This window comes from Enterobacter cloacae complex sp. P16RS2 (assembly GCF_014982155.1).
Taxonomy (GTDB): Bacteria; Pseudomonadota; Gammaproteobacteria; order Enterobacterales; family Enterobacteriaceae; genus Enterobacter; species Enterobacter cloacae_M.
Genome location: NZ_JADCKW010000015.1, coordinates 106,009 through 131,067, shown reverse-complemented (window position 1 = coordinate 131,067; position 25,059 = coordinate 106,009). Strand labels below are relative to the sequence as shown.

The window sequence follows — 25,059 nt, the reverse complement described above, 5'->3', positions numbered from 1 at the left end:
CTGTCTCTTTCTTACGTTTAAACCCTTATACTGAACCTATGGAAAACGAATAACGATAAGGAGGAAAAACTTCCGTGCTGACGTTGTTACACCTGCTTTCTGCAGTCGCACTGCTCGTATGGGGCACCCATATCGTCCGTACCGGCGTGATGCGTGTATTTGGCGCGCGCTTGCGTACCGTTCTCAGCAGCAGCGTTGAGAAGAAGCCGCTCGCCTTCTGCGCGGGCATTGGCGTAACGGCGCTGGTTCAGAGCAGTAACGCCACGACCCTGCTTGTCACCTCCTTTGTGGCGCAGGATCTGGTGGCGCTGGCCCCGGCGCTGGTGATTGTGCTGGGGGCGGATGTAGGTACCGCGCTGATGGCGCGTATCCTGACCTTCGATCTCTCCTGGCTATCGCCGCTGCTGATTTTTATCGGCGTTATCTTCTTCCTCGGCCGCAAGCAGACGCGCGCCGGACAGCTCGGGCGCGTAGGGATAGGCCTGGGGCTGATCCTGCTGGCGCTGGAGCTGATTGTGCAGGCGGTCACGCCAATCACCGAGGCCAACGGCGTGCAGGTCATCTTCGCTTCTCTGACCGGGGACATTATGCTGGATGCTCTGATTGGCGCGGTGTTTGCCATCGTCAGCTACTCCAGCCTGGCAGCGGTTCTTCTGACGGCGACCTTAACCGCCACAGGGGCGATCTCCTTCCCGGTGGCGCTGTGTCTGGTGATCGGGGCCAACCTCGGCTCCGGCCTGCTGGCGATGCTCAATAACAGCGCGGCCAACGCCGCAGCCCGCCGCGTGGCCCTCGGCAGCCTGCTGTTTAAGCTGGTGGGCAGCCTGATTATTCTGCCGTTCGTTCACCCGCTGGCGAACCTGATGGACAACCTACCGCTGCCGAAGGCGGAGCTGGTGATCTATTTCCACGTGTTCTACAACCTGGTGCGCTGCCTGGCGATGGTGCCGTTTGCCGCGCCGATGGCCCGCTTCTGCGAACGCCTCATTCAGGACGAACCGGAGCTGGATGCGCGCCTGAAACCGAAGCACCTGGATACCTCCGCACTGGATACCCCGGCGCTGGCGCTGGCGAACGCCGCGCGCGAGACGCTGCGCATGGGCGACGCAATGGAAACCATGCTGGAAGGCCTGCAAAAGGTGATGCACGGCGAGCCGCGTGAAGAGAAAGAACTGCGCAGACTGGCGGACGATATCAACGTGCTCTATACCGCCATTAAGCTTTACCTGGCGCGTATGCCGCAGGACGAGCTGGCGGAGGAGGAGTCCCGCCGCTGGGCGGAAATTATCGAGATGTCGCTTAACCTTGAGCAGGCCTCGGATATCGTGGAGCGTATGGGCAGCGAGATCGCCGACAAATCCCTTGCCGCGCGTCGTGCGTTTTCAGGTGAAGGCCTGAAGGAGCTGGAAGCGCTGCACGAACAGCTGGTCAGCAACCTCAAGCTGGCGATGCTGGTCTTCTTCTCCAGCGACGTGCCGAGCGCGCGCCGCCTGCGTCGCAACAAGCATCGTTTCCGTATTCTGAACCGCCGCTACTCGCATGCCCACGTTGAGCGTCTGCACCAGCAGAACGTGCAGAGTATCGAGACCAGCTCCCTGCATCTGGGGCTGCTGGGGGATATGAAGCGTCTCAACTCGTTGTTCTGCGCGGTGGCGTACAGCGTGATGGAACAGCCGGATGAAGACGACGAGCGGGACGAGTATTAATCTCTGAAAGCGCCTCGCAAAACCGTTTTGCGGGGCGTGACACCTTATAAAGCGCCATTTACTCTTCAGACCTTACATTTTGAAGGGAATAGAAAATGCTCGTTTATTACGCTACACTTCGCCAATTCATGCGCATTCCGATGGGAGTTCTCATGCGCGCTACTCATGGCATCAAAAAATCAGTCAATGTGTCGTTAGCACCAGAAATCCTTGAAGAGGCGCGTCGGCTTAAACTGAATCTCTCTGCTGTACTCACGGCTGCGCTGCAAGAGCAGTTTCGAGCGCATCAGCGCGCAGAGTGGTTAGAAGAAAATAAAGCTTCTATCGAGGCCATTAACCAGTGGGTTGATGAAAACGGCTCCTTTAGTGATTCTCAGAGATCGTTCTGATGGAGCAATATTTTGCTTATGAGAATGAAGGTAAGGGGAAAACTGCCTATCCCTGGCTAATCAATATGCAGCATCCCGTGGCCAATGTGATGAAGCATGTCCTGGTCGCACCAGCAGTTGAGCTTAGCAACCTGGGAGGCATTCAGCCGCCTGCGAAAGTGTGCCCTGTCGTTGAGATAGCGGGTAAGCCCTGCGTGGTCATGATGCACATGATGGCTGGCATATCGCCAAAAGAGTTAGGTGAGCGTGTTGCCGATCTTACGCAAAGCCGGGCTTCATTGCGGGATGCACTCGATTTTTTGATCAACGGCTACTAACACTTTTTTGTCAGCCGCAAGGTAAGGTATATTTCGCCCTTCACAGGAGAAACTATGCTGCCAACTCAATCAACCCGATTAAACAAATACATTAGCGAGAGCGGGATCTGCTCACGTCGCGAGGCTGACCGTTACATTGAACAGGGTAACGTGTTTCTTAACGGCAAACGCGCCACCATCGGCGACCAGGTGGTGCCTGGCGATGTGGTTAAAGTGAATGGTCAGGTCATCGAACCGCGTGATGCTGAAGACCTGGTGTTTATCGCGTTGAACAAACCGGTTGGGATTGTCAGCACCACGGAAGACGGTGAGCGGGACAACATCGTTGATTTCGTGAACCACAGCAGCCGTATCTTCCCGATTGGCCGTCTGGATAAAGACTCACAGGGGCTGATTTTCCTCACCAACCACGGCGATCTGGTCAACAAAATTCTGCGTGCCGGTAACGACCACGAGAAAGAGTACATTGTGACGGTGAATAAGCCGGTCACGGACGAATTTATTCGCGGCATGGGCGCCGGGGTGCCGATCCTCGGCACCGTCACGAAGAAGTGTAAGGTCAAAAAAGAAGCGCCGTTCGCGTTCCGCATTACGCTGGTTCAGGGCCTGAACCGCCAGATCCGCCGTATGTGCGAGCACTTCGGTTATGAAGTGACGAAGCTGGAACGCACGCGCATCATGAACGTCAGCCTGTCAGGCATCCCGCTGGGCGAGTGGCGCGATTTAACGGATGACGAGCTGATTGAACTCTTCAAGCTTATCGAGAATTCCTCGTCCGAAGCGAAGCCGAAGGCCAAAGCCAAACCGAAAACCCAGGCGATTAAGCGCCCGGTGGTGAAGGCGCCGCAGGCGGAAGATAAGGGGCGAGGCAAGCCGGGTAATGGAAAACGCTTTACCCAGCCGGGACGCAAAAAGAAAGGGCGCTGATTAGCGCCTTCCACGTGTAGACGTTGTGGCCGACCAGGAAAAGGTCGCCTCTGCATCGGGTTTATAAGCCTGCTCTTTTTTCAGCTTGCGGGCTTTTTTCGCCGCGGCGTCACGCTGCGTCATCAGCTTATCGATGTACTCTTTTTTCACCTGATTGGTTTCGGCGTTCGTCAGCGTGCGGCCATGGGCGATACGGGCGCGGTCGAGAAGCGTTTTCAGTTCGCGCTGCTCGGCTTCCGTCATGTCTTTCTGGGTCAAACGTGGTGTAGCCATTGCTGAAGCCTCCTGATAGAGAGGCTTCAGTGTAAAGCAAGCCGCGCAAATTAACCCTGCTTCACCGCATCTTTTTTCGTTTGTTCATCAATCGGTTTGCCTGACCAGTAGCCTGCCAGCAGCGAGCCGGAGAGGTTATGCCAGACGGAGAACAGCGCGCCAGGCAGGGCCGCCAGCGGGGAGAAGTAGATTTTACCGAGCGCCGCCGCCAGGCCGGAGTTCTGCATGCCTACCTCGATTGCCAGCGTGCGGCAGGTAGATTCGTCAAAACCGAACAGCTTCCCACCCCAGTAGCCGCCCAGCAGGCCAATCGTGTTATGCAGCACCACGGCGATGATCACCACAAAGCCCACGGAGGCAATGTGCGATGCGGAACCCGCCACCACGGCGCTGATGATCGCCAGAATGCAGACCATCGAAAACGCGGGCAGGTACGGCTCAACGGCCTTCACCACGCGCGGGAAAAGATGGTGAATGACCAGCCCCAGCGCAATCGGGATCACCACAATCTGCAGAATGCTGAGCAGCATGCCCATCACGTCCACCTGAATATGCGCGTCCACGTACAGGCGGGTTAACAGCGGTGTGGCAACGACGCCCACCAGCGTCGAAACGGACGAGATCGTGACGGAGAGCGCCACGTCGCCTTTCGCCAGGTAGATCATTACGTTGGACGCCGTGCCGCTGGCCACGCTGCCCACCAGCACCATCCCGGCGGAGAGATCGGGCGGCATCTTAAAGGCCATCGCCAGCAGCCACGCCGCAAGCGGCATCACCAGGTAGTGCAGGAAGATCCCTGCCGCGACGGGCGCAGGGCGGGACAGCACGCGTTTAAAGTCGTCGATTTTCAGATGCACGCCCATACCGAACATGATCAGCATCAGCAGCGTGGCGACCCACGGACCAATGCCCGTGAACGTAGCGGGGGTGTAATACGCGAGTACGGAGAGCAGCAGCGCCCATAACGGGAACAGCCGCGTAACGGCGGATAACATAGTGGATTCCTTGCAGTATTGTCGTGTTGTTTAGTTATGAAAAAGCCGGGTCTGTGCCCGGCTTATAGGTATTGTTTATCGTGCTAACGAATTTTATTCAAACAAATTCTGATGAAGTTTCTGCACGACCTGCTCGGCCTGATCGGCAGGCACCAGGAAGCAGAGGTTGTAGCTGGATGCGCCGTAGCAGATCATGCGGATGCTGAACGGGTCGAGCACGCCGAACACATCTTTACCTACGCCGCAGGCGCGCGACAGCTTGTTGCCGATGATGGCAACCAGCGCCAGGTTTTCTTCTACTTCCACGCGGCAGAGCTCAGACAGCTCAATCAGCAGCGACTGCGTCAGCAGCGTGTCGCCGGTGGAGGTCGAGCCGGTGGTGTCCAGCGTTAGCGCAATGCTCACTTCAGAGGTGGTGATCAGATCCACCGAGATATTATGGCGCGCCAGAATGCCAAACACTTCCGCCAGGAAACCGCGGGAATGCAGCATATTGTGGCTGTGGAGCGTCACCAGCGTCTGGCGACGACGCAGGGCCAGGGCGCGGAACAGCGGTGGGTTTTCCGTTTTCTTGCAGACCAGCGTCCCGCCCGCTTTCGGATCTTTGCTGGAACCCACGAAGACCGGAATATCGCTGCGCACTGCCGGCAGCAGCGTTGCCGGGTGCAGCACTTTTGCGCCGAAGGTGGCCATTTCCGCCGCTTCTTCAAAGGCGATTACATCAATACGTTTAGCCGCGGAAACGACGCGCGGGTCGGTAGTGTAAATGCCCGGAACGTCAGTCCAGATATCCACGCGCGTTGCATGCAGGGCTTCGCCCAGCAGCGCGGCGGTGTAGTCGCTGCCGCCGCGGCCAAGCGTGGTGGTGCGGCCTTTCGCTTCACTGCCGATAAAGCCCTGGGTAATCACGATACCGTCTGCCAGGCGTGGTGCCAGCTGCTGATTGGTCAGCTCCGCCAGCGCCTCAACGTCCGGCTCGGCACGACCAAAGCGATCGCTGGTACGCATCACTTTACGCACGTCAAACCACTGCGCCTGAACGTTACGCTCGCGCATGATTTCGACAAACAGCAGGGTGGACATCAGCTCGCCGTGGCTGACCAGTTCGTCGGTCAGGGCGGTGGAAGTGGCCAGAGAAGCCGCTTCTGCCAGAGTGGTGATATTTTCCAGCAGACGCTCCACTTCCTCGCGGATGACGTTCGGGTTCTGCAGACGCTCAAGGATGTCGAACTGAATTTTGCGCAGTGCATCCAGCTTCACGAAACGTTCTGTCGCTTCCAGTCCTTCAGACAGAGAAACCAGCAGGTTCGTCACGCCGGCGGATGCAGACAGCACCACCAGGCGGGTATTCGGATCGGCCAGCACCACATCGGCGCTGCGGTTCATGGCATCGTAATCGGCCACACTGGTGCCGCCAAATTTGGCGACCACAAAACTCGTCATAACAACCTCGTGTCAGGGAATGAATAAGCGACCTTGGCACAAGAGTGAAACGAAAACAGGTGCAGGCGCAAAATACGGCCCTATAAATAAAATGCGGGGGAGGTCCTGTCAATGCTGGGATTATGCGGATTTTTTATGGGGGGGTACCCCTGAGAAACAGGACTTATAACAGCGCCAGATTTTATGCTCCGTTTTAGGGCTTTTTGACCGACATTTCGCCGCCCCAGGAGGCTCCGTCAGCAGCTATACTTTTCGGGTCTTTTCACCTGTGTTTGATGCAGGCCAGGGCAATGGCATAAAAACCATCACAATTTTTATTTGCAGGCGCTACAATCGACCGCAGTCACAATTCTCAAATCAGAAGAGTATTGCTAATGAAAAACATCAACCCAACGCAGACCGCTGCCTGGCAGGCACTCCAGAAACATTTTGATGAAATGAAAGACGTCACCATCGCGGATCTGTTCGCGAAGGATGCCGATCGTTTCTCTAAGTTCTCCGCGACCTTCGACGACCTGATGCTGGTGGATTTCTCCAAAAACCGCATTACCGAAGAGACGCTGGCAAAGCTGCAGGATCTGGCGAAAGAAACTGAGCTTGCCGACGCCATCAAATCCATGTTCTCCGGCGAGAAGATCAACCGTACCGAAGACCGTGCCGTGCTGCACGTGGCCCTGCGTAACCGTAGCAATACGCCAATCATCGTTGACGGCAAAGACGTCATGCCGGAAGTGAACGCGGTGCTGGAAAAGATGAAAACCTTCTCCGAAGCGATCATCTCCGGTAGCTGGAAAGGCTACACCGGCAAAGCGATCACCGACGTGGTGAACATCGGTATCGGCGGTTCTGACCTCGGCCCGTTCATGGTGACCGAAGCGCTGCGCCCGTATAAAAACCACCTCAATATGCACTTTGTGTCTAACGTCGATGGCACCCACATCGCCGAAGTGCTGAAGAACGTGAACCCGGAAACTACCCTGTTCCTGGTTGCGTCCAAAACCTTCACCACTCAGGAAACCATGACCAACGCCCACAGCGCGCGCGACTGGTTCCTGAAAACCGCAGGCGACAACAAGCACGTGGCGAAACACTTCGCGGCGCTGTCTACCAACGGCAAAGCGGTCAGCGAGTTCGGCATTGATACCGCGAACATGTTCGAGTTCTGGGACTGGGTCGGCGGCCGCTACTCCCTGTGGTCTGCGATCGGTCTGTCCATCATCCTGTCCGTGGGCTTCGACAACTTCGTTGAGCTGCTCTCCGGCGCGCACGCGATGGATAAACACTTCTCCACGACCGCACCAGAGAAAAACCTGCCGGTGCTGCTGGCGCTGATCGGTATCTGGTACAACAACTTCTTCGGCGCTGAAACCGAAGCGATCCTGCCGTACGACCAGTACATGCACCGCTTTGCAGCCTACTTCCAGCAGGGCAACATGGAATCCAACGGTAAATACGTTGACCGTAACGGCAACGCGGTGGATTACCAGACTGGCCCAATCATCTGGGGCGAGCCGGGCACCAACGGTCAGCATGCCTTCTACCAGCTGATCCACCAGGGCACCAAAATGGTACCGTGCGATTTCATCGCCCCGGCTATCACCCATAACCCGCTGTCCGACCACCATCCGAAGCTGCTGTCGAACTTCTTTGCGCAGACCGAAGCGCTGGCGTTCGGTAAATCCCGCGAAGTGGTTGAACAGGAATACCGTGACCAGGGTAAAGATCCGGCAACCCTGGACCACGTTGTGCCGTTCAAAGTGTTCGAAGGCAACCGTCCAACCAACTCCATCCTGCTGCGTGAAATCACGCCGTTCAGCCTGGGCGCGCTGATTGCCCTGTACGAGCACAAGATCTTCACGCAGGGCGCCATCCTGAACATCTTCACCTTTGACCAGTGGGGCGTTGAGCTGGGCAAACAGCTGGCAAACCGTATTCTGCCAGAGCTGGGTGACGATAAAGCGATTGCCAGCCATGACAGCTCGACAAATGGTTTGATCAACCGTTATAAAGCATGGCGCGCGTAATTAAAACGTCATGAAAACGTGCCGGCTTAATGCCGGCATTTTTTTATCGGATAATTCCTGATGTCTGTTAGTTAACTCAAATTCTGAATCTGAGTTTAATCCGAAAAAGACGCTTAACCCGTTAATTGCTGCGGTTTATTTTAAGAAAATACGTAGTAGTCCATTAATATGGATATATTATAAATTATTGATTTATATCTATTATATATTTATGTCATTTGCCTTTCATTTCCATTTTAACCATTAGTCTGAAAACCCTCTCCCTATTTCCCCTTACGGCAAACCCACGGCACTAGTTGTGTATACTCGATTCCGCCTGAAATTCTTTTCGGGCAAATCTCCATTCATTCATTGAAGGGAAATTGTTATGAAGAAAGTACTGTATGGCATTTTTGCCATATCTGCGCTTGCGGCGACATCTGTCTATGCAGCTCCGGTTCAGGTCGGGGAAGCGGCAGGTTCGGCTGCGACGTCTGCGTCTGCGGGAAGTTCTACCGCAGCCAGCGCCAGCACCGTAAGTTCAGCCGTGGGTGTCGCGCTGGCGGCAACCGGTGGCGGTGATGGCTCCAATACCGGAACCACGACCACCACGACAACCAGCACCCAGTAATAGCGGGTGTTTTAATCATAACCACACTTCGGTGTGGTTATTTCGCCCCTTCGGAGAAGAGTCGTGAAGCGACCTGCAATCATTCTGATTTGCCTGCTGCTGCAGGCGTGCTCGGCCACTACTAAAGGGCTGGGAAATTCACTGTGGGAAAGCATGTTCGGCACGCCGGGCGTGCATCTGACCGATGACGAACTTCAAAACATGCCCTATGCCAGTCAGTACATGCAGCTAAACGATGGCCCGCAGCTGTTTGTGGTGCTCGCTTTCGATGAAAACGGGCAGCAGAAATGGGTGACGCAGGATCAGGCCACCATCGTGACACAGCATGGTCGTATCGTGAAAACCCTGTTGGGCGGCGACAACCTGCTGGAGGTGAATAATATTGCTGCCGATCCGCTGATCAAGCCGAACCAGATCGCCGACGGCGCGAGCTGGACGCGCACGATGGGCTGGACCGAGCACAAGCAGGTGCGTTACGCCACGGCACGCTCGACCTTCCGCTGGGACGGCACGGACAGCGTGAAAGTTGGCAGCGACGAAACGCAGGTTCGCGTGCTGGATGAAGAAGTCACCACCGGCCAGGCCACCTGGCACAACCGCTTCTGGATCGACGAGGAAGGGCAGATCCGCCAGTCCCTGCAGTATCTCGGTGCCGGATTCTTCCCGGTGAAAACCACCCTGATCAAGGCGGCGAAATCATGAAAACGCTCATCCACGTTGCGCTTATCGCCAGTTTTGCAGCGCCGCTGGCATGGTCCGCAGGGACTGTGAAGGTCTACACGCCGGACAGTGAAAAACCCAAAACCTTAACCCACGCTGAGCATCTGCTCGATCTCGTCGGACAGCCAAGGCTCGCCAACAGCTGGTGGCCGGGGGCAGTGATCGCTGAACGTCAGAAGACCGCTGAAGCGGAACAACAGCACAAGGCGCTCCTTGCCAGGCTGACGGGGTTAGCGGAACAGGAAGATGGCGACGACGCGGCGGCCATTAACAGCGTTCGCCAGCAGCTGCAGGCGCTGAAGGTGACGGGCCGTCAGAACGTGAATCTTGATCCCGATGAAGTGCGCGTCACGGAAAAGGGCAACCCCACGCTTGAAGGGGAATATACGCTCTGGCTGCCGGAAAAGCCGACGACGGTGACCATGATGGGGCTTATCAGCAGCCCGGGTAAAAAGCCCTTTACGCCCGGTCGCGACGTGGCGAGCTACCTCGACGAGCAGAGCCTGCTGAGCGGTGCTGATAACAGCTACGCCTGGGTGGTTTACCCTGACGGGCACACGCAGAAAGCCCCCGTCGCTTACTGGAATAAACGGCACATCGAACCTATGCCGGGCAGCATCATTTTTGTCGGTTTTGCCGACCATTTCTGGACGAAGGCGTATGACGGGCTTAACGCCGATATCCTTCACTCCCTGATTCAGCGGATACCGGAATAATGAAAAAAACCTATCTCTACAGCATGCTGGCGCTCTGCGTAAGCGCCGCCTGCCATGCAGAAACGTATCCGGCACCCATTGGCCCGTCTCAGTCAGACTTCGGCGGCGTCGGTTTACTGCAAACGCCCACCGCGCGTATGGCGCGCGAAGGGGAAATTAGCCTTAACTACCGTGATAACGACCAGTATCGCTACTACTCCGCCTCGGTACAGCTGTTCCCGTGGCTTGAAACCACGCTGCGCTATACCGACGTGCGTACGAAACAATACAGCAGCGTTGAGGCGTTCTCCGGCGATCAGACCTACAAAGATAAAGCTTTCGACGTCAAGCTGCGCCTGTGGGAAGAGAGCTACTGGATGCCGCAGGTGTCCGTGGGCGCCAAAGATATCGGTGGTACCGGTCTGTTTGATGCGGAATACATCGTGGCCAGCAAAGCCTGGGGCCCGTTCGACTTTTCGCTCGGCCTGGGATGGGGCTATCTCGGCACCAGCGGTAACGTGAAAAACCCGTTTTGCTCCTACAGCGACAAATACTGCTATCGCGATAACAGCTATAAGAAAGCGGGCTCCATTAACGGAGACCAGATGTTCCACGGTCCGGCGTCGCTGTTTGGCGGCGTAGAGTATCAAACGCCCTGGCAGCCATTACGCCTGAAGCTGGAGTATGAAGGGAATGACTACTCGCAGGACTTCGCCGGGAAGATTGAGCAGAAGAGCAAGTTTAACGTCGGCGCCATTTATCGCGTCACCGACTGGGCCGACGTTAACCTCAGCTACGAGCGCGGCAATACGGTGATGTTTGGCTTCACGCTGCGCACCAACTTTAACGACATGCGGCCGCACTACAATGATAACGCGCGCCCTGCTTACCAGCCGGAGCCGCAGGATGCGATTCTGCAGCACTCAGTGGTGGCAAACCAGCTGACGCTGCTGAAATACAATGCCGGCCTGGCGGATCCGAAGATTCAGACCAAGGGCGACACGCTTTACGTCACCGGCGAGCAGGTAAAATACCGCGACTCACGGGAAGGGATCGAACGCGCCAACCGGATCGTTATGAACGATCTGCCGGAGGGGATCCGCACGATCCGCGTGACGGAGAACCGTCTCAACCTGCCGCAGGTCACAACCGAAACGGACGTTGCCAGCCTCAAGCGCCATCTGGAAGGCGAGCCGCTCGGGCATGAAACCGAGCTGGTGCAAAAACGCGTAGAGCCGATCGTGCCGGAAACCACCGAGCAGGGCTGGTATATCGACAAATCGCGCTTCGATTTCCATATTGATCCAGTGCTGAACCAGTCCGTCGGCGGGCCTGAAAACTTCTACATGTATCAGCTGGGCGTGATGGCGACAGCGGATCTGTGGCTCACCGACCACCTGCTGACCACCGGCAGCCTGTTCGGCAACATCGCCAACAACTACGACAAATTCAACTACACCAACCCGCCAAAAGACTCGGCGCTGCCGCGCGTGCGCACCCGCGTGCGTGAGTACGTGCAAAACGATGCTTACGTGAATAACCTGCAGGCCAACTACTTCCAGTACTTCGGCAACGGCTTCTACGGCCAGGTGTACGGCGGGTATCTGGAAACCATGTACGGCGGCGCGGGGGCGGAAGTGCTTTATCGTCCTGTCGACAGCAACTGGGCGTTCGGGGTGGATGCCAACTACGTCAAGCAGCGTGACTGGCGCAGCGCGCAGGACATGATGAAGTTCACCGACTACAGCGTCAAAACGGGCCATCTGACCGCCTACTGGACGCCGTCGTTCGCCCCTGACGTGCTGGTGAAAGCCAGCGTCGGTCAGTACCTGGCGGGCGATAAGGGCGGCACGCTCGATATCTCTAAACACTTCGACAGCGGCGTCGTGGTGGGCGGCTACGCCACCATCACCAACGTCTCGCCGGACGAATACGGGGAAGGGGACTTCACTAAAGGGGTCTACGTGTCGATTCCGCTGGATCTGTTCTCGTCAGGCCCAACCCGCAGCCGCGCGGCGATTGGCTGGACGCCGCTGACGCGTGACGGGGGTCAGCAGCTTGGACGTAAGTTCCAGCTGTATGATATGACGAGCGATAAGAACATTAACTTCCGCTGATGCTTCACGCCGGGCGGCACCGCGTTTGCCCGGCCTGCTATTTTGTAGGCCCGGTAAGCGCAGCGCCACCGGGCGAATCACAAGCGGCGTAGTAGCCTCGCCGGGTTCCCGGCATAGACACCTTTCTCGACGATCGATTTTGTTACCACGCTCCCTGCACCAATCACCGCACCGTCGCAGATGGATACCGCCAGAATGGTCGCTCCACTGCCTATCGAAACATCATTCCCCACGGTAATATGGCCCCAGCTCTCACGGTCGGCGTTCGGTTTCCCCTCCCGAAACATATCGTTGGCAAACATCACGCCATGGCCAACAAAGCAACGCTGACCAATAGTGACATACTCGCAGATGAAGGTGTGCGACTGGATTTTGCAGTCGTCACCGATGCGCGTATTGCCCTGGATTTCAACAAACGGGCCGACGAATACGCCGTTGCCCAGCACACAGTCGTAAAGGTTAGCAGGCTCATATACGATCACATTGTCGCCACAGGTCACGTTGCGAACCCCGGTTTGTTTACGCTCCATCGGTTTTCTTCCTACATAAAACATAATTAAAAAATATAGATCCCCGTCACATTTTTGCGTTATACAGGAACCTCGCCCTGGAGAATGAGGTGCTGTATGACATCCCTGACTCGCCCGCGCGTTGAGTTTATCTCAACTATCCTCCAGACCGTGCTGAACCTCGGTCTGTTGAGCCTTGGCCTGATACTGGTCGTCTTTTTGGGTAAAGAGACGGTGCATCTTGCGGATGTACTGTTCGCCCCTGAACAAACCAGCAAATATGCGCTGGTGGAAGGCCTGGTGGTCTACTTTCTCTACTTTGAATTTATCGCCCTGATTGTGAAGTACTTTCAGTCCGGCTTTCACTTCCCGCTGCGTTATTTTGTCTACATTGGGATCACTGCGATAGTGCGGCTGATCATCGTCGATCATAAATCCCCGCTCGACGTGCTGATCTACTCGGCGGCGATCCTGCTGCTGGTGATCACCCTCTGGCTGTGCAACTCGAAGCGGCTGAAACGCGAATAAAAAAATGGCGGCCCGGAGGCCGCCTAACAACAGTCACAAGTTGGGTCAATACAATACGTCTAAAGTTGAGGGTTGCAGTGGCATAACAAAATGAAACTTAACCTTTCACACCGCCCGCCGTCAGGCCGTTGACCAGCCAGCGCTGCGCCAGCAGGAACACCACGGTAATCGGGATGGCGGAAAGTACGGCCGCCGCGGCAAAGTCGCCCCACAGGTAGTTTTGCGGGTTGAGGTATTGCTGCATACCTACGGCCAGGGTGTAGCTGTTCACATCACGCAGTAACAGTGAGGCAACCGGTACTTCGGTGATCGCAGCGATAAACGACAGAATAAACACTACCGCCAGAATCGGCACCGACAGCGGCAGCAGCACCAGGCGGAACGCCTGCCACGGGGTTGCGCCATCCAGCGCGGCCGCTTCTTCCAGCGAACCGTCGATAGTTTCGAAATAGCCTTTAATGGTCCATACATGCAGTGCGATACCGCCAAGATAGGCGAAGATCACGCCGCCGTGGGTGTTCAGGCCGATAAAGGGTACGTACTGGCCCAGACGGTCAAACAGGGCATACAACGCCACCAGCGACAGCACGGCCGGGAACATCTGGAAAATCAGCATCCCTTTCAGCAGCGTCGCTTTGCCCGGGAAACGCATGCGGGCGAAGGCGTAGGCGCAGGTAGTGGAAAGCGCCACGATACCAATGGCGGTAATGCCTGCGATTTTCACCGAGTTCCACAGCCACAGCAGCACCGGGAACGGCGGCGGCGTGACGCGGCCATCCGCGTGTTCCACGCTGAAGCCCAGCGCGAGCTTCCAGTGCTCCCAGGAGATTTCGTCCGGGATCAGGCTCCCTGTCGCGAAGTTACCCGAACGCAGGGAGATGGCGATAACCATCAGCAGCGGGAACATGATCGCCGCGATGAAAATCAGCAGGCCTAAGTGCGTCGCCAGGAGGCGCAACTTCTGAGATTTGGGTTGTACCATAGCCATAATATTCTTTACTCCTTAACACCGCTCCAGGCTATTTTGCTTGCCATTTTGAACGCTGGCAGTGCTCAGAATCCTCACGTACTTCGTGTACGCTCCGGTTCTTGCGCGCTGGCAGCGCCCAAACTGGCTGCGCCAATGACGCCTGGTGATTCCAGTTAATCAAATTTCATACGTGTGGCTTTCAGGTTCACAATCGCCAGAGCGCCTACCAGCAGGAAGATCAGGGTGGCAATCGCTGCCGCCAGACCGAAGTCCTGGCCGCCGCCGCCTTCGAAGGCGATGCGGTAGGTGTAGCTCACGAGCAGGTCGGTATAGCCTGCTGGCGTCGTAGTGCCAAGGCGGTCCGGGCCGCCGTTGGTCAACAGCTGAATCAGCACGAAGTTGTTAAAGTTAAAGGCGAAGCTGGCAATCATCAGCGGCGTCAGCGGCTTAATGAGCAGCGGCAGCGTAATTTTAAAGAAGTTCTGGAACGGGCCCGCGCCGTCCATCGCCGAGGCTTCGTACAGATCGTCCGGGATAGCCTTCAGCAGGCCCATGCACAGGATCATCATGTACGGATAACCGAGCCAGGTGTTCACGATGATAATCATCGAGCGAGCGGTGGTCGGGTCGCTGAACCAGGCCGGTTTGATGCCGAACAGGGCGCTCAGCATCATGTTGATTTCACCGAAGCTCTGGTTAAACAGCCCTTTGAAAATCAGAATCGAGATAAACGACGGTACGGCATACGGCAGGATCAGCAGCACGCGGTAAATCGCTTTGCCTTTCAGGGATTCCCACTGGACCAGGCAGGCCAGCACCATGCCCACGGCCACGGTCAGGATCACCGTCAGCACCGAGAAGACCACCGTCCAGACGAAGATGGCGAAGAACGGCTTCTGAATGCCTTCGTCGGTAAACACACGGGTAAAGTTGTCCCAGCCGATGGTGACGGTATAGCCAGGGCTGAGCTTGTCATCACCCCATTTGCCGTCGGCAGTAATGGACTGATAGAAACCAATGTCGTTATTCGGACGATATTTCACGCCGCTCTGGTTGTTGGTCAGCGTGCCGTCGTCCGCCAGGGTATACAGCGGCTGCGTGCCGGAGAACTGGCGCAGCGAGCTCATGGTCACCTTGCTTTCGTCTGGCAGCACGGCGGTGAGCTGGGTCAGCGCCTGACGGTTCTGGGTAATGACGCGCAGGTTGGCACGTTCACCTTCCGGCAGGGCCTGTGCCTCTTTTAAGGCCAGCTTCTGCTCGCCGCCAAATTTGAACGCGTCGGAGACATAGTATTTGCTGCTTGCTTCGTCAGTAAGCGCTAACTTCCACTCGTTACCGTCAGGATACAGGCCGAAGTTAAAGGTCTTGCCTGCCTGATATGAGCGATCCAGCAGGACCTGCTGCGCGCGTTCCTGCGCAAGCTGGTTGGTGCTGCTGTAGTTGGTGAACGCAATGGCGATGGTACAAATCAGCGGGAACAGGACAAACAGCCCCATCCCGGCCACGCCCGGGTAGACATAGCGCCAGGCATAGGCTTTACGATTAGCGAAAATATACAGGCCAGCAGAGCTTAAAATCAGCGTCATGATGGCGAACAGATATTCCCCTTGTACGTACATTAAAACAACAAGGTAACCCACCAGCAGGCACAGCAGACCGATCGCTGACCACTTCAGCGCGTCGCTTTGCCACCAGCGTTTCTTTTTAATGACATCCATGGGGTTTTTCCTCTACAACGTTTGATCTTTTCTCCCTCTCCTGGGGGAGAGGGCCGGGGTGAGGGCGTGCGGATAGCGCCAACCCTCACCCTAACCCTCTCCCAAAGGGAGAGGGGACTACGTCATTACTTAGTAATACGACCCTGAGCATCTTTCAGCGCGGCATCGACAGTCTGACGACCGCTTGCAGCGTTGATGACCGCGGTACGCGTGGCGTACCAGAACGCGGCCATCTGTGGGATGTTCGGCATGATTTCGCCTTTCTGGGCGTTATCCATGGTGGCCGCGATACGTGGGTCTTTCGCCAGCTGATCCTGGAAGGATTTCAGCGCGACGGCGCCCAGCGGTTTGTCCTTGTTCACTTCATCCAGACCCTGATCGGTCAGCAGGTAGTTTTCCAGGAACTCTTTCGCCAGCTCTTTGTTCGGGCTGGCGGCGTTGATGCCCGCGCTCAGCACGCCAACGAACGGTTTAGACGGCTTGCCTTTGAAGGTTGGCAGCAGCGCTACGCCGTAGTTGACTTTGCTCTTGTCGATGTTGGTCCAGGCCCACGGACCGTTGATGGTCATCGCGGTTTCGCCTTTGTTGAACGCCGCTTCCGCGATGGAGTAATCGGTATCCGCGTTCATATGTTTGTTCTTGATGAGGTCAACCAGGAAGGTCAGACCCGCTTTCGCGCCAGCGTTGTCCACGCCCACGTCTTTCACGTCATATTTGCCGTTTTCAAACTTGAACGCGTAACCGCCATCGGCAGCAATGAGCGGCCAGGTGAAGTACGGCTCTTGCAGGTTGAACATCAGGGCGGATTTACCTTTCGCCTTCAGCTCTTTATCCAGTTTCGGGATCTCTTCCCAGGTTTTCGGTGGGTTTGGTACCAGGTCTTTGTTGTAAATCAGAGACAGGGCTTCAACCGCGATAGGGTAAGCGATCAGCTTGCCGTTATAGCGAACGGCATCCCAGGTGAACGGGAACAGCTTGTCCTGGAAGGCTTTATCTGGCGTCACTTCTGCCAGCAGGCCAGACTGCGCGTAACCCCCGAAACGGTCATGCGCCCAGAAGATGATGTCCGGGCCGTCGCCGGTTGCTGCAACCTGCGGGAACTTCTCTTCCAGCTTGTCCGGGTGTTCTACGGTAACTTTGATGCCGGTATCTTTTTCGAATTTTTTGCCCACTTCGGTCAGGCCGTTATAGCCCTTGTCGCCGTTAATCCAGATAACCAGCTTGCCTTCTTCAATTTTGGCGAGCGCTGGGGCGGAAACCATCATTGCTGCAAGGGCGGACAATGCGAAAACGCGTGCGCCAGTCTTGATATTCATATCTGCCATCCTTTTTGGTGATGTGCTCGTGGATACATAAGGTGGTTCAACGTGACTCAGTCTCCTTATTTGACATCCTCTTTCCATCCTCCCAACCCCTACGCCCCACCCCCCGTTTGTGTGATCTCCGTTGCATAAATTTAAGTTATGAGTGCTGGCGCACATAAAAACCCACCGAATTTTGCAGGCGGCTTCACGAATTTTGCCTCAGCCCGCCCGCGGCGGTCGCAGAGCCTGCTCCCTCATCCTCCCGCCTCCTCCCCCATAAAAAAGGCGGGGGGTGGAGGATTCGGGAAAGTAATGGATACCCCATAGTGAACTTATCTTGAATGTTTCTGTCGGTGACAGGTTGTAACGAAGGGAGAAGGGCATGGCGAGCGTACAGCTGCGTAATGTAACGAAAGCCTGGGGTGACGTTGTGGTGTCGAAAGACATCAATCTGGACATCAACGAAGGCGAATTCGTGGTGTTTGTTGGCCCATCAGGCTGTGGTAAATCTACTCTGCTGCGTATGATTGCCGGTCTTGAAACGATTACCAGCGGCGACCTGCTGATTGGTGATACCCGAATGAACGACATCCCGCCTGCCGAACGTGGCGTAGGCATGGTGTTCCAGTCTTATGCACTCTATCCACACCTTTCCGTTGCCGAAAATATGTCCTTTGGCCTGAAGCTGGCCGGCGCGAAGAAAGAAGTCATTAACCAGCGCGTGACGCAGGTGGCGGAGGTGTTACAGCTGGCCCACCTGCTGGAGCGTAAACCGAAAGCGCTTTCCGGCGGGCAGCGTCAGCGTGTGGCGATTGGCCGTACCCTGGTGGCCGAACCGCGCGTGTTCCTGCTCGATGAACCTCTCTCTAACCTGGATGCCGCCCTGCGCGTCCAGATGCGTATTGAAATCTCCCGTCTGCACAAGCGTCTTGGCCGCACGATGATTTACGTTACCCACGATCAGGTGGAAGCGATGACCCTCGCCGACAAAATCGTGGTGCTGGATGCCGGCCGCGTGGCGCAGGTGGGCAAACCGCTGGAGCTTTACCACTACCCGGCAGACCGCTTTGTTGCGGGCTTTATTGGCTCGCCAAAGATGAACTTCCTGCCCGTCAAAGTGACCGCGACAGCCATTGAACAGGTACAGGTGGAGCTGCCAAACCGCCAGCAGGTCTGGCTGCCGGTCGACAGCGCCAACGTACAGGTCGGGGCAAATATGTCCCTCGGTATTCGTCCTGAGCACCTGCTGCCGAGCCACATCGCTGATGTGACCCTGGAAGGTGACGTTCAGGTCGTCGAACAGCTTGGTCACGAAACACAGATTCATATCCAGATCCCCGCCATCCGTCAGAACCTGGTCTACCGCCAGAACGACGTGGTGTTGGTAGAAGAGGGTGCCACATTCGCTATCGGCTTGCCGCCAGAGCGTTGCCATCTGTTCCGTGAGGATGGCACTGCATGTCGTCGGTTGCACAAAGAGCCAGGCGTTTAAGCAATCCCAAAAGAAGACACGAAACCGACAGGTGAAGTGTTCAAAGAAAAGCAATGATCTCAGGAGATAGAATGATGATTACTCTGCGCAAACAAGTCCCTCTGGCAATCGCCGTTGCGGCAGGCATCCTGTCTGCCCAGGCAGGCGCCGTGGACTTTAAAGGTTATGCTCGTTCCGGCATTGGCTGGACCGGGAGTGGCGGTGAACAACAATGTTTCCAGGCAACGGGTGCTCAAAGTAAATACCGTCTCGGTAACGAATGTGAAACCTATGCGGAATTGAAACTGGGTCAGGAAGTGTGGAAAGAAGGCGACAAGAGCTTCTATTTCGACACTAACGTAGCGTATTCCGTTTCTCAGCAGAACGACTGGGAATCCACCAGCCCGGCCTTCCGTGAAGCTAACGTGCAGGGTAAAAACCTGATTGAATGGCTGCCAGGCTCCACCATCTGGGCCGGTAAGCGTTTCTATCAGCGTCATGACGTTCACATGATCGACTTCTACTACTGGGACATCTCAGGTCCTGGTGCCGGTATTGAAAACATCGATCTGGGCTTTGGTAAACTTTCTCTGGCAGCCACCCGCTCTTCTGAATCAGGCGGTTCTGCAACCTTCGCCGATCGTGATGCGAACGGCGACCGTATTTATGACAACGTTGTACCAAATGACGTCTTCGACGTGCGTTTAGCGGGGCTGGAAACTAACCCGGGCGGTACGCTGGAACTGGGCGTTGACTATGGTCACACCAACATTCCTGACGACTACTACCTGCAGCCAGGCGCTTCTAAAGATGGCTGGTTGTTCACTGCTGAACATACCCAGAGCATGATGAAGGGCTTCAACAAGTTCGTACTGCAGTACGGTACAGACTCCATGACCTCTAACGGTAAAGGTATTCCACAGGGCGGCAGCGTTGATAACGACGGCTCCATGTGGCGTGTGCTGGACCACGGTGCAATTACCCTGGCAGACCGTTGGGACCTGATGTACGTCGGTATGTACCAGAACATCGATCGTGACAACAACAACGGTACCGAGTGGTGGACTGTGGGTGTTCGTCCGATGTTCAAATGGACGCCAATCATGAGCACCCTGCTTGAAGTGGGCTACGACAACGTCAAATCTCAGAGAACTGACGAGAAAAACAGCCAGTACAAAATCACCCTGGCACAGCAATGGCAGGCAGGCGACAGCATCTGGTCTCGTCCGGCTATCCGTGTCTTCGCAACCTACGCGAAGTGGGATGAGAAATGGGGTTACGCAAACAACAGCGACACGGGTTACACCTCTGGTGTGGCTTACAGTGACACCTCTGCGAAAACCTTCAGCCGTGGCGACAACGATGAATGGACCTTCGGCGCCCAGATGGAAATCTGGTGGTAATTCGTTAGACCTGACGTAATGACCTGAAAAGAGGGGCGTAAGCCCCTCTCTCCTTAGGGTGCTGCGCGCTATTGCCTGGCCACCGCAGTGCTCACGCTATCAGAGGTAATAACAATGAAAATGAAGAAAAGTCTCGTCGCGCTGTGCCTCTCTGCGGGGCTGTTAGCCTGTGTTCCGGCCATCTCCCTGGCAGACGTGAATTTCGTGCCACAAAATACCAGCGCTGCGCCGGCTATCCCGGCGGCGGCCCTCCAGCAGCTGACGTGGACGCCAGTTGATCAATCCAAAACCCAGTCGACACAGCTTTCTACGGGCGGCCAGCAGCTGAACGTACCGGGTATCACCGGGCCGGTTGCCGCCTACAGCGTGCCGGCTAACATTGGTGAGCTAACCCTGACGCTGACCAGCGAAGTGAACAAGCAAACCAGCGTATTTGCACCGAACGTGCTGATTCTGGATCAGAATCTGACGCCGTCTGCCTTCTTCCCAAGCGAGTACTTTAGCTACCAGGAGCCTGGCGTCATGAGCGCCGACCGTCTGGAAGGAAAAATGCGCCTGACGCCAGCGTTGGGACAGCAGAAGATTTATGTTCTGGTTTTCACGACTGAAAAAGATCTACAGCAGACCACTAAGCTTATCGATCCGGCAAAAGCCTACGCCAAAGGAACGGGTAACTCTGTTCCGGATATTCCGGATCCGTTAGCGCGCCACGTCACCGACGGCCTGCTCAAACTGAAAGTCTCAACTAACAATGCGTCCAGCGTGCTGGTCGGCCCGCTGTTTGGCTCCTCCGGCACCGGCCCTGTCACCGTAGGTAACACTGCTGCACCTGTTTATACCGCGCCAGCTGCCACGGCAGCCGCACCGGTAGCGACCGCAGCACCTGCCCCGGCGAAGAAAGCCGAGCCGGTACTGAACGACACCGAAGAGTACTTCAACAACGCCATTAAGCAGGCGGTGAAGCGCGGCGATGTCGATAAAGCGCTGAAACTGCTTGATGAAGCCGAACGTTTAGGTTCAACCACTGCCCGTTCCACCTTTATCAGCAGTGTAAAAGGCAAGGGGTAACCGTTTCCCCACAGTGCTGATTTGTTAGTAGTTTGGTGCGCCTGAGTGGGCGCACTTTTTTTCGTAGCCGCCAGGCTGTTGCGCCCATGTTGCGATCGTGATCGTTAAATAACGTTTGGCCCCCCTCAATCCGTGTTTCTGCGATACAATGCCATTACGTTATGTATCGGAGAGTCTGGCATGTCACACCCTGCGCTAACGCAACTGCGTGCGCTGCGCTATTTCGACCAAATACCTGCGCTTGATCCGCAGCAACTGGACTGGTTGTTGCTGGAAGATTCCATGACGAAACGTTTTGAGCAACAGGGTAAAACGGTCACGGTGACCCTGATTCAGGAAGGGTTTGTCTCTGGCGATGAGATCGCCAGCGAGCTGCCGCTGCTGCCGCACGAACCACGCTACTGGCTGCGCGAAATTTTACTCTGTGCTGATGGTGAGCCTTGGCTTGCCGGGCGGACGGTGGTCCCCGAGTCCACTCTTTCCGGGCCAGAGCTGGCGCTGCAACGTCTGGGGAAAACGCCGCTGGGGCGTTACCTTTTCACCTCGTCTGAGCTTACCCGGGATTTTATTGAGATTGGTCGTGATGCCGAACTCTGGGGGCGTCGTTCCCGCCTTCGCCTGAGCGGTAAACCGTTAATTCTGACGGAGCTTTTTTTACCGGCATCACCGTTGTACTAAGAGGAAGAAAAAATGGAGTGGAGCCTGACGCAGAATAAGCTGTTGGCGTATCACCGCTTAATGCGTACCGATAAACCCATTGGCGCGTTACTGCTGCTGTGGCCGACCCTGTGGGCGCTGTGGCTCGCCACGCCGGGCGTGCCGCCGCTGTGGATCCTGGCCGTGTTCGTTGCCGGCGTCTGGCTGATGCGCGCGGCGGGCTGCGTGGTGAATGACTATGCCGATCGTAAATTCGACGGTCATGTTAAGCGTACTGCCGGTCGTCCGTTACCCAGCGGGCAGGTCACCGGGAAAGAAGCCCGCGTGCTGTTCATTGTTCTGGTGCTGCTCTCTTTCCTGCTGGTGTTAACCCTCAACACCATGACCATTCTGCTTTCCGTTGCGGCGCTGGCGTTAGCCTGGGTTTATCCGTTTATGAAGCGCTATACCCACCTGCCTCAGGTGGTGCTGGGCGCAGCGTTTGGCTGGTCGATTCCGATGGCGTTTGCGGCGGTTAGTGAGTCCTTACCGCTCAGCTGCTGGCTGATGTTCCTGGCGAACATTCTCTGGGCCGTGGCGTATGACACGCAATACGCGATGGTAGACCGCGACGATGACCTGAAGATTGGCATCAAATCCACCGCCATCCTCTTTGGTCGTCAGGACAAGCTGATTATCGGTATCCTGCAGGTTGCGGTACTGGCGCTGATGGTTGCGATCGGTCGCCTGAACGGGCTGAACTGGGAGTTTTACTGGTCCGTGCTGGTGGCGGGACTGCTGTTTGCTTATCAGCAAAAGCTGATTGCGAAGCGTGAACGTGACGCCTGTTTTAAAGCGTTTATGAACAATAACTACGTTGGTCTGGTGCTGTTTTTAGGCCTGGCGATGAGCTATTTCTTATAAAAAAGTCGGGTGGCGGCTTCGCCTTACCCGACCTACGAGTTAGCAGGACATGGAAGCCCGGTAAGCGCTAGCGCCACCGGGCTTTTTTTATCGGCGACGCAGCAGCCGGAGCGCGTTCGCCGTCACCAGTACCGTTGCCCCGGTATCCGCCAGCACCGCCAGCCACAATCCGGTCATGCCGAGCAGCGTCGTCACGAGGAAAATTCCTTTCAGCCCGAGCGCAATGCCGATGTTCTGACGGATGTTGGCCCGCGTCGCGCGCGCCAGGCTAATCATCTGCGCCAGCCCGGTCAGGCGGTTGTGCGTCAATGCCGCGTCAGCCGTTTCCAGCGCCACGTCGGTGCCGCTGCCCATCGCTATACCGATGGTAGACGCTTTCATCGCCGGGGCATCGTTAATCCCATCACCGACCATTGCCAGCGGCGCCTGAGCATTCATTTCCGTCACCGCGCTGACCTTATCCGCGGGCAACAGTCCGGCTTTAAACTCCAGCCCCAGCTCACCGGCAATCGCTGCCGCCGCGCGAGGGTTATCGCCGGTAAGAATAACGCCCTGCACGCCCAGCTTGTGCAGCGCCGCCACGGCTTCTTTGGCGTCATCGCGCAGGGTATCGCGCAGCGCCAGGATCCCTTTCGCGACGCCGTCCTGCAGGACGGTCACGACGGTTTGTCCGGTCTGTTCTAACGCCTCAACCTCTGGATTAGAAGACTTGCCCGCAGCGACAATCAGCACCTTTTTACCCTCAACGGTGGCCTCAATCCCTGACCCGACCAGCGCCCGCTGGGCGATTGCCGGAGGGATGTCCAGCCCGCGCGCCTGCGCTTCACGCACAATCGCCTGCGCCAGCGGGTGAGTGGAGCCCTGTTCAACGGCGGCGGCCAGTGTAAGCAACGCATCTTCACTGATGTCCTGCGGATACACGCCGGTTACCTGCGGCTTGCCGACGGTCAGCGTGCCGGTTTTATCGAAGGCGATATGCTGGACCTGGCTCAGCTGCTCCAGCGCCGCGCCGCCCTTAATCAGCGCCCCGCGACGCGCCGCCGACGCAAGACCTGAGGTAATCGCCGCCGGGGTGGAAATCACCAGCGCGCACGGGCAGCCAATCAGCAGCAGCGTCAGCCCTTTATAAATCCAGCCCTCCCACGGCGCGCCAAAGAACAGCGGCGGGACGACGGTGACCAGCAGGGCAACCAGCATGATGGCAGGGGTATAAATCCGGCTGAAGCGATCGATAAAGCGTTCGACCGGCGCGCGGCGCTCTTCGGCCTCTTCAATCAGCTTCAGGATACGGTCGATGGCGCTGTCGCCCGGCTCGGAAAGCACGGTGAGCTGCACCAGACGATCAACGCTGGTGGCACCAGCAGGCACTTTTTCACCTGCGGCACGCTCTACCGGAATGGATTCCCCGGTCAGGGCGCTCTCATCAAAGCTCGCGGTGGCGGTAAGCAGCGCGCCGTCTGCGGGCAGACGCCCCCCTGCGGCCACCTCAATCACGTCGCCCGGGCGCAGCGTATTGATGGCGACCGTTTCACGCGTGCCGTTTATCACGCGAGTGGCGGTTTCCGGCTTCAGCGCCATCAGCGCGCTGACCCCTTTACGCGCCCGGCTCGCCGCCCAGCCCTCAAGACGTTCGCCGATTAAGAACAGCAGCAGCACCATCGCCGCTTCTGCCGTCGCGCCAATAAACAGCGCGCCGATTGCCGCCACGCTCATCAGCGTTTCGATGGCAAACCAGCTGCCGCTTTTCATCAGGCGCAGCGCCTGACGGGCAATCGGGAACAGGCCGACCAGCGTGGTGGCGATAAACGCCAGATTGCCGAACGGATGGTTAATCTGCTCCAGACCCCAGCTCAGGGCCATCATGATGATGAGGGTAATGAGCGGCAGGTTTTCTTTCAGGGAGGAGGCTTTTTCAACGGGCGCCGTTTCGCTGCGCAGGGTATAGCCCGCCTTGCTGACGGCGGCTTCAACCTGTTTGCTGACGTCGTTATCGGCGCTGACCAGCAGCTTTTCGGTGGCGAACAGCACCTGAACGTGACTCACGCCCGGCACCTGCTTGACGGCGTTTTCCACCTTGCGGGCGCAGGCCGCGCAGTCCATTCCGTTGACGACCCAGCTGTAGCGGTTGCCACTTTCAGGAAGGGGTTGAGTTGGCGTTTCGCACGCGCCTTCGCAGCAGCAGTCGTCTTTCGACGGAGCCGGACTGAGCTTAAGTGCCGAGAATTGAGGAACTTTTTTAGGTATTTCTGGAGTCGACATGGCAGTCTCCGGCAATGATAATTTTCTCATTAACCGCAGCATACACTCTGGAG

Annotated in this window: 23 protein-coding genes; 15 read left to right on the top strand and 8 right to left on the bottom strand. The window is 56.7% G+C overall.

Going from position 1 to position 25,059, the window contains the following annotated elements:
- Positions 1-74 precede the first annotated feature (74 nt).
- The 4 genes from INF68_RS11810 (at position 75) to rluF (ending at position 3,339) form a co-directional block, all read left to right on the top strand.
- Positions 75-1,706, top strand: a complete 1,632-nt coding sequence (locus INF68_RS11810) for a Na/Pi cotransporter family protein (protein WP_023309990.1) — start codon at positions 75-77, stop codon at positions 1,704-1,706.
- A gap of 95 nt (positions 1,707-1,801) precedes the next feature.
- Positions 1,802-2,095, top strand: a complete 294-nt coding sequence (locus INF68_RS11805) for a type II toxin-antitoxin system CcdA family antitoxin (RefSeq protein ID WP_126787140.1) — start codon at positions 1,802-1,804, stop codon at positions 2,093-2,095.
- On the top strand, positions 2,095-2,412 hold the full coding sequence (locus INF68_RS11800; protein ID WP_126787139.1) for a CcdB family protein: 318 nt from the start codon (positions 2,095-2,097) through the stop codon (positions 2,410-2,412). The genes INF68_RS11805 and INF68_RS11800 overlap by 1 nt, the downstream gene beginning before the upstream one ends.
- A 54-nt stretch (positions 2,413-2,466) precedes the next feature.
- Positions 2,467-3,339, top strand: a complete 873-nt coding sequence (gene rluF, locus INF68_RS11795; protein WP_023309993.1) for a 23S rRNA pseudouridine(2604) synthase RluF — start codon at positions 2,467-2,469, stop codon at positions 3,337-3,339.
- Here rluF and INF68_RS11790 read toward each other — a convergent pair whose 3' ends face one another.
- From INF68_RS11790 to lysC, 3 genes are all read right to left on the bottom strand, one after another.
- On the bottom strand, positions 3,340-3,612 hold the full coding sequence (locus tag INF68_RS11790; protein WP_109846256.1) for a DUF3811 domain-containing protein: 273 nt from the start codon (positions 3,610-3,612) through the stop codon (positions 3,340-3,342).
- A gap of 50 nt (positions 3,613-3,662) precedes the next feature.
- A complete protein-coding gene (panS, locus tag INF68_RS11785) occupies positions 3,663-4,607 on the bottom strand; it encodes a ketopantoate/pantoate/pantothenate transporter PanS (RefSeq protein WP_029740629.1) in 945 nt (314 codons plus the stop codon).
- 93 nt (positions 4,608-4,700) lie between these two features.
- Positions 4,701-6,050 (bottom strand): lysine-sensitive aspartokinase 3, encoded by a 1,350-nt coding sequence (gene lysC / locus INF68_RS11780; RefSeq protein WP_109846255.1) that lies wholly within the window; start codon positions 6,048-6,050, stop codon positions 4,701-4,703.
- A gap of 374 nt (positions 6,051-6,424) precedes the next feature.
- Between lysC and pgi the strand changes: the two genes are divergently transcribed.
- From pgi to INF68_RS11755, 5 genes are all read left to right on the top strand, one after another.
- Positions 6,425-8,074, top strand: coding sequence for a glucose-6-phosphate isomerase (gene pgi / locus INF68_RS11775; RefSeq protein WP_048977787.1), 1,650 nt, complete (start codon positions 6,425-6,427; stop codon positions 8,072-8,074).
- A gap of 367 nt (positions 8,075-8,441) precedes the next feature.
- Positions 8,442-8,684 (top strand): exopolysaccharide production protein YjbE, encoded by a 243-nt coding sequence (yjbE, locus tag INF68_RS11770; RefSeq protein WP_008503423.1) that lies wholly within the window; start codon positions 8,442-8,444, stop codon positions 8,682-8,684.
- 63 nt (positions 8,685-8,747) lie between these two features.
- Positions 8,748-9,386, top strand: a complete 639-nt coding sequence (locus tag INF68_RS11765; protein WP_126787138.1) for a YjbF family lipoprotein — start codon at positions 8,748-8,750, stop codon at positions 9,384-9,386.
- A complete protein-coding gene (locus tag INF68_RS11760) occupies positions 9,383-10,120 on the top strand; it encodes a capsule biosynthesis GfcC D2 domain-containing protein (RefSeq protein WP_126787137.1) in 738 nt (245 codons plus the stop codon). Before INF68_RS11765 ends, INF68_RS11760 begins: the two co-directional genes overlap by 4 nt.
- Entirely contained in the window at positions 10,120-12,216 is a 2,097-nt protein-coding gene (locus tag INF68_RS11755; RefSeq protein WP_126787136.1) for a YjbH domain-containing protein, read from the top strand. Before INF68_RS11760 ends, INF68_RS11755 begins: the two co-directional genes overlap by 1 nt.
- Before the next feature lie 77 nt (positions 12,217-12,293).
- Here the strand turns inward: INF68_RS11755 and INF68_RS11750 are convergent, their stop codons facing one another.
- A complete protein-coding gene (locus INF68_RS11750; RefSeq protein WP_045355214.1) occupies positions 12,294-12,746 on the bottom strand; it encodes an acyltransferase in 453 nt (150 codons plus the stop codon).
- Positions 12,747-12,842: 96 nt separating this feature from the next.
- Between INF68_RS11750 and psiE the strand changes: the two genes are divergently transcribed.
- Positions 12,843-13,253: a phosphate-starvation-inducible protein PsiE gene (psiE, locus tag INF68_RS11745; RefSeq protein WP_000202963.1), complete on the top strand. Its 411-nt coding sequence runs from the start codon at positions 12,843-12,845 to the stop codon at positions 13,251-13,253.
- A 97-nt stretch (positions 13,254-13,350) separates the two neighbouring features.
- Here the strand turns inward: psiE and malG are convergent, their stop codons facing one another.
- From malG to malE, 3 genes are all read right to left on the bottom strand, one after another.
- Positions 13,351-14,241, bottom strand: a complete 891-nt coding sequence (gene malG / locus INF68_RS11740; RefSeq protein ID WP_023310002.1) for a maltose ABC transporter permease MalG — start codon at positions 14,239-14,241, stop codon at positions 13,351-13,353.
- A gap of 155 nt (positions 14,242-14,396) precedes the next feature.
- Positions 14,397-15,941 carry a maltose ABC transporter permease MalF gene (gene malF, locus INF68_RS11735; RefSeq protein ID WP_045355216.1) on the bottom strand — a complete coding sequence of 515 codons (1,545 nt, stop codon included), beginning with the start codon at positions 15,939-15,941 and terminating at the stop codon, positions 14,397-14,399.
- Between the two features lie 125 nt (positions 15,942-16,066).
- Entirely contained in the window at positions 16,067-17,257 is a 1,191-nt protein-coding gene (malE, locus tag INF68_RS11730) for a maltose/maltodextrin ABC transporter substrate-binding protein MalE (RefSeq protein ID WP_126787135.1), read from the bottom strand.
- Positions 17,258-17,627: 370 nt separating this feature from the next.
- Between malE and malK the strand changes: the two genes are divergently transcribed.
- The 5 genes from malK (at position 17,628) to ubiA (ending at position 22,747) form a co-directional block, all read left to right on the top strand.
- On the top strand, positions 17,628-18,737 hold the full coding sequence (gene malK / locus INF68_RS11725; RefSeq protein WP_023310005.1) for a maltose/maltodextrin ABC transporter ATP-binding protein MalK: 1,110 nt from the start codon (positions 17,628-17,630) through the stop codon (positions 18,735-18,737).
- Between the two features lie 71 nt (positions 18,738-18,808).
- Positions 18,809-20,119 (top strand): maltoporin, encoded by a 1,311-nt coding sequence (locus INF68_RS11720; RefSeq protein WP_023310006.1) that lies wholly within the window; start codon positions 18,809-18,811, stop codon positions 20,117-20,119.
- Between the two features lie 114 nt (positions 20,120-20,233).
- On the top strand, positions 20,234-21,187 hold the full coding sequence (gene malM / locus INF68_RS11715; protein ID WP_045355218.1) for a maltose operon protein MalM: 954 nt from the start codon (positions 20,234-20,236) through the stop codon (positions 21,185-21,187).
- Between the two features lie 180 nt (positions 21,188-21,367).
- On the top strand, positions 21,368-21,865 hold the full coding sequence (gene ubiC, locus INF68_RS11710; RefSeq protein WP_045355219.1) for a chorismate lyase: 498 nt from the start codon (positions 21,368-21,370) through the stop codon (positions 21,863-21,865).
- Between the two features lie 12 nt (positions 21,866-21,877).
- On the top strand, positions 21,878-22,747 hold the full coding sequence (gene ubiA / locus INF68_RS11705) for a 4-hydroxybenzoate octaprenyltransferase (RefSeq protein WP_032662636.1): 870 nt from the start codon (positions 21,878-21,880) through the stop codon (positions 22,745-22,747).
- A gap of 87 nt (positions 22,748-22,834) precedes the next feature.
- On the opposite strand, the gene zntA is transcribed toward ubiA, so the two are convergent.
- Positions 22,835-25,006, bottom strand: coding sequence for a Zn(II)/Cd(II)/Pb(II) translocating P-type ATPase ZntA (gene zntA, locus INF68_RS11700; RefSeq protein WP_126787134.1), 2,172 nt, complete (start codon positions 25,004-25,006; stop codon positions 22,835-22,837).
- Between the last annotated feature and the right edge of the window lie 53 nt (positions 25,007-25,059).

Excerpts from the sequence above, each read along its gene's own strand:
- rluF (WP_023309993.1), top strand. The coding sequence starts at position 2,467 with ATGCTGCCAACTCAATCAACCCGATTAAACAAATACATTAGCGAGAGC.
- malM (WP_045355218.1), top strand. The coding sequence starts at position 20,234 with ATGAAAATGAAGAAAAGTCTCGTCGCGCTGTGCCTCTCTGCGGGGCTG.
- malE (WP_126787135.1), bottom strand. The coding sequence starts at position 17,257 with ATGAATATCAAGACTGGCGCACGCGTTTTCGCATTGTCCGCCCTTGCA.
- psiE (WP_000202963.1), top strand. The coding sequence starts at position 12,843 with ATGACATCCCTGACTCGCCCGCGCGTTGAGTTTATCTCAACTATCCTC.
- INF68_RS11760 (WP_126787137.1), top strand. The coding sequence starts at position 9,383 with ATGAAAACGCTCATCCACGTTGCGCTTATCGCCAGTTTTGCAGCGCCG.
- malK (WP_023310005.1), top strand. The coding sequence starts at position 17,628 with ATGGCGAGCGTACAGCTGCGTAATGTAACGAAAGCCTGGGGTGACGTT.
- lysC (WP_109846255.1), bottom strand. The coding sequence starts at position 6,050 with ATGACGAGTTTTGTGGTCGCCAAATTTGGCGGCACCAGTGTGGCCGAT.
- ubiA (WP_032662636.1), top strand. The coding sequence starts at position 21,878 with ATGGAGTGGAGCCTGACGCAGAATAAGCTGTTGGCGTATCACCGCTTA.
- malG (WP_023310002.1), bottom strand. The coding sequence starts at position 14,241 with ATGGCTATGGTACAACCCAAATCTCAGAAGTTGCGCCTCCTGGCGACG.
- INF68_RS11805 (WP_126787140.1), top strand. The coding sequence starts at position 1,802 with ATGCTCGTTTATTACGCTACACTTCGCCAATTCATGCGCATTCCGATG.
- INF68_RS11755 (WP_126787136.1), top strand. The coding sequence starts at position 10,120 with ATGAAAAAAACCTATCTCTACAGCATGCTGGCGCTCTGCGTAAGCGCC.
- INF68_RS11790 (WP_109846256.1), bottom strand. The coding sequence starts at position 3,612 with ATGGCTACACCACGTTTGACCCAGAAAGACATGACGGAAGCCGAGCAG.
- yjbE (WP_008503423.1), top strand. The coding sequence starts at position 8,442 with ATGAAGAAAGTACTGTATGGCATTTTTGCCATATCTGCGCTTGCGGCG.
- INF68_RS11750 (WP_045355214.1), bottom strand. The coding sequence starts at position 12,746 with ATGGAGCGTAAACAAACCGGGGTTCGCAACGTGACCTGTGGCGACAAT.
- malF (WP_045355216.1), bottom strand. The coding sequence starts at position 15,941 with ATGGATGTCATTAAAAAGAAACGCTGGTGGCAAAGCGACGCGCTGAAG.
- ubiC (WP_045355219.1), top strand. The coding sequence starts at position 21,368 with ATGTCACACCCTGCGCTAACGCAACTGCGTGCGCTGCGCTATTTCGAC.
- pgi (WP_048977787.1), top strand. The coding sequence starts at position 6,425 with ATGAAAAACATCAACCCAACGCAGACCGCTGCCTGGCAGGCACTCCAG.
- zntA (WP_126787134.1), bottom strand. The coding sequence starts at position 25,006 with ATGTCGACTCCAGAAATACCTAAAAAAGTTCCTCAATTCTCGGCACTT.
- panS (WP_029740629.1), bottom strand. The coding sequence starts at position 4,607 with ATGTTATCCGCCGTTACGCGGCTGTTCCCGTTATGGGCGCTGCTGCTC.
- INF68_RS11800 (WP_126787139.1), top strand. The coding sequence starts at position 2,095 with ATGGAGCAATATTTTGCTTATGAGAATGAAGGTAAGGGGAAAACTGCC.
- INF68_RS11720 (WP_023310006.1), top strand. The coding sequence starts at position 18,809 with ATGATGATTACTCTGCGCAAACAAGTCCCTCTGGCAATCGCCGTTGCG.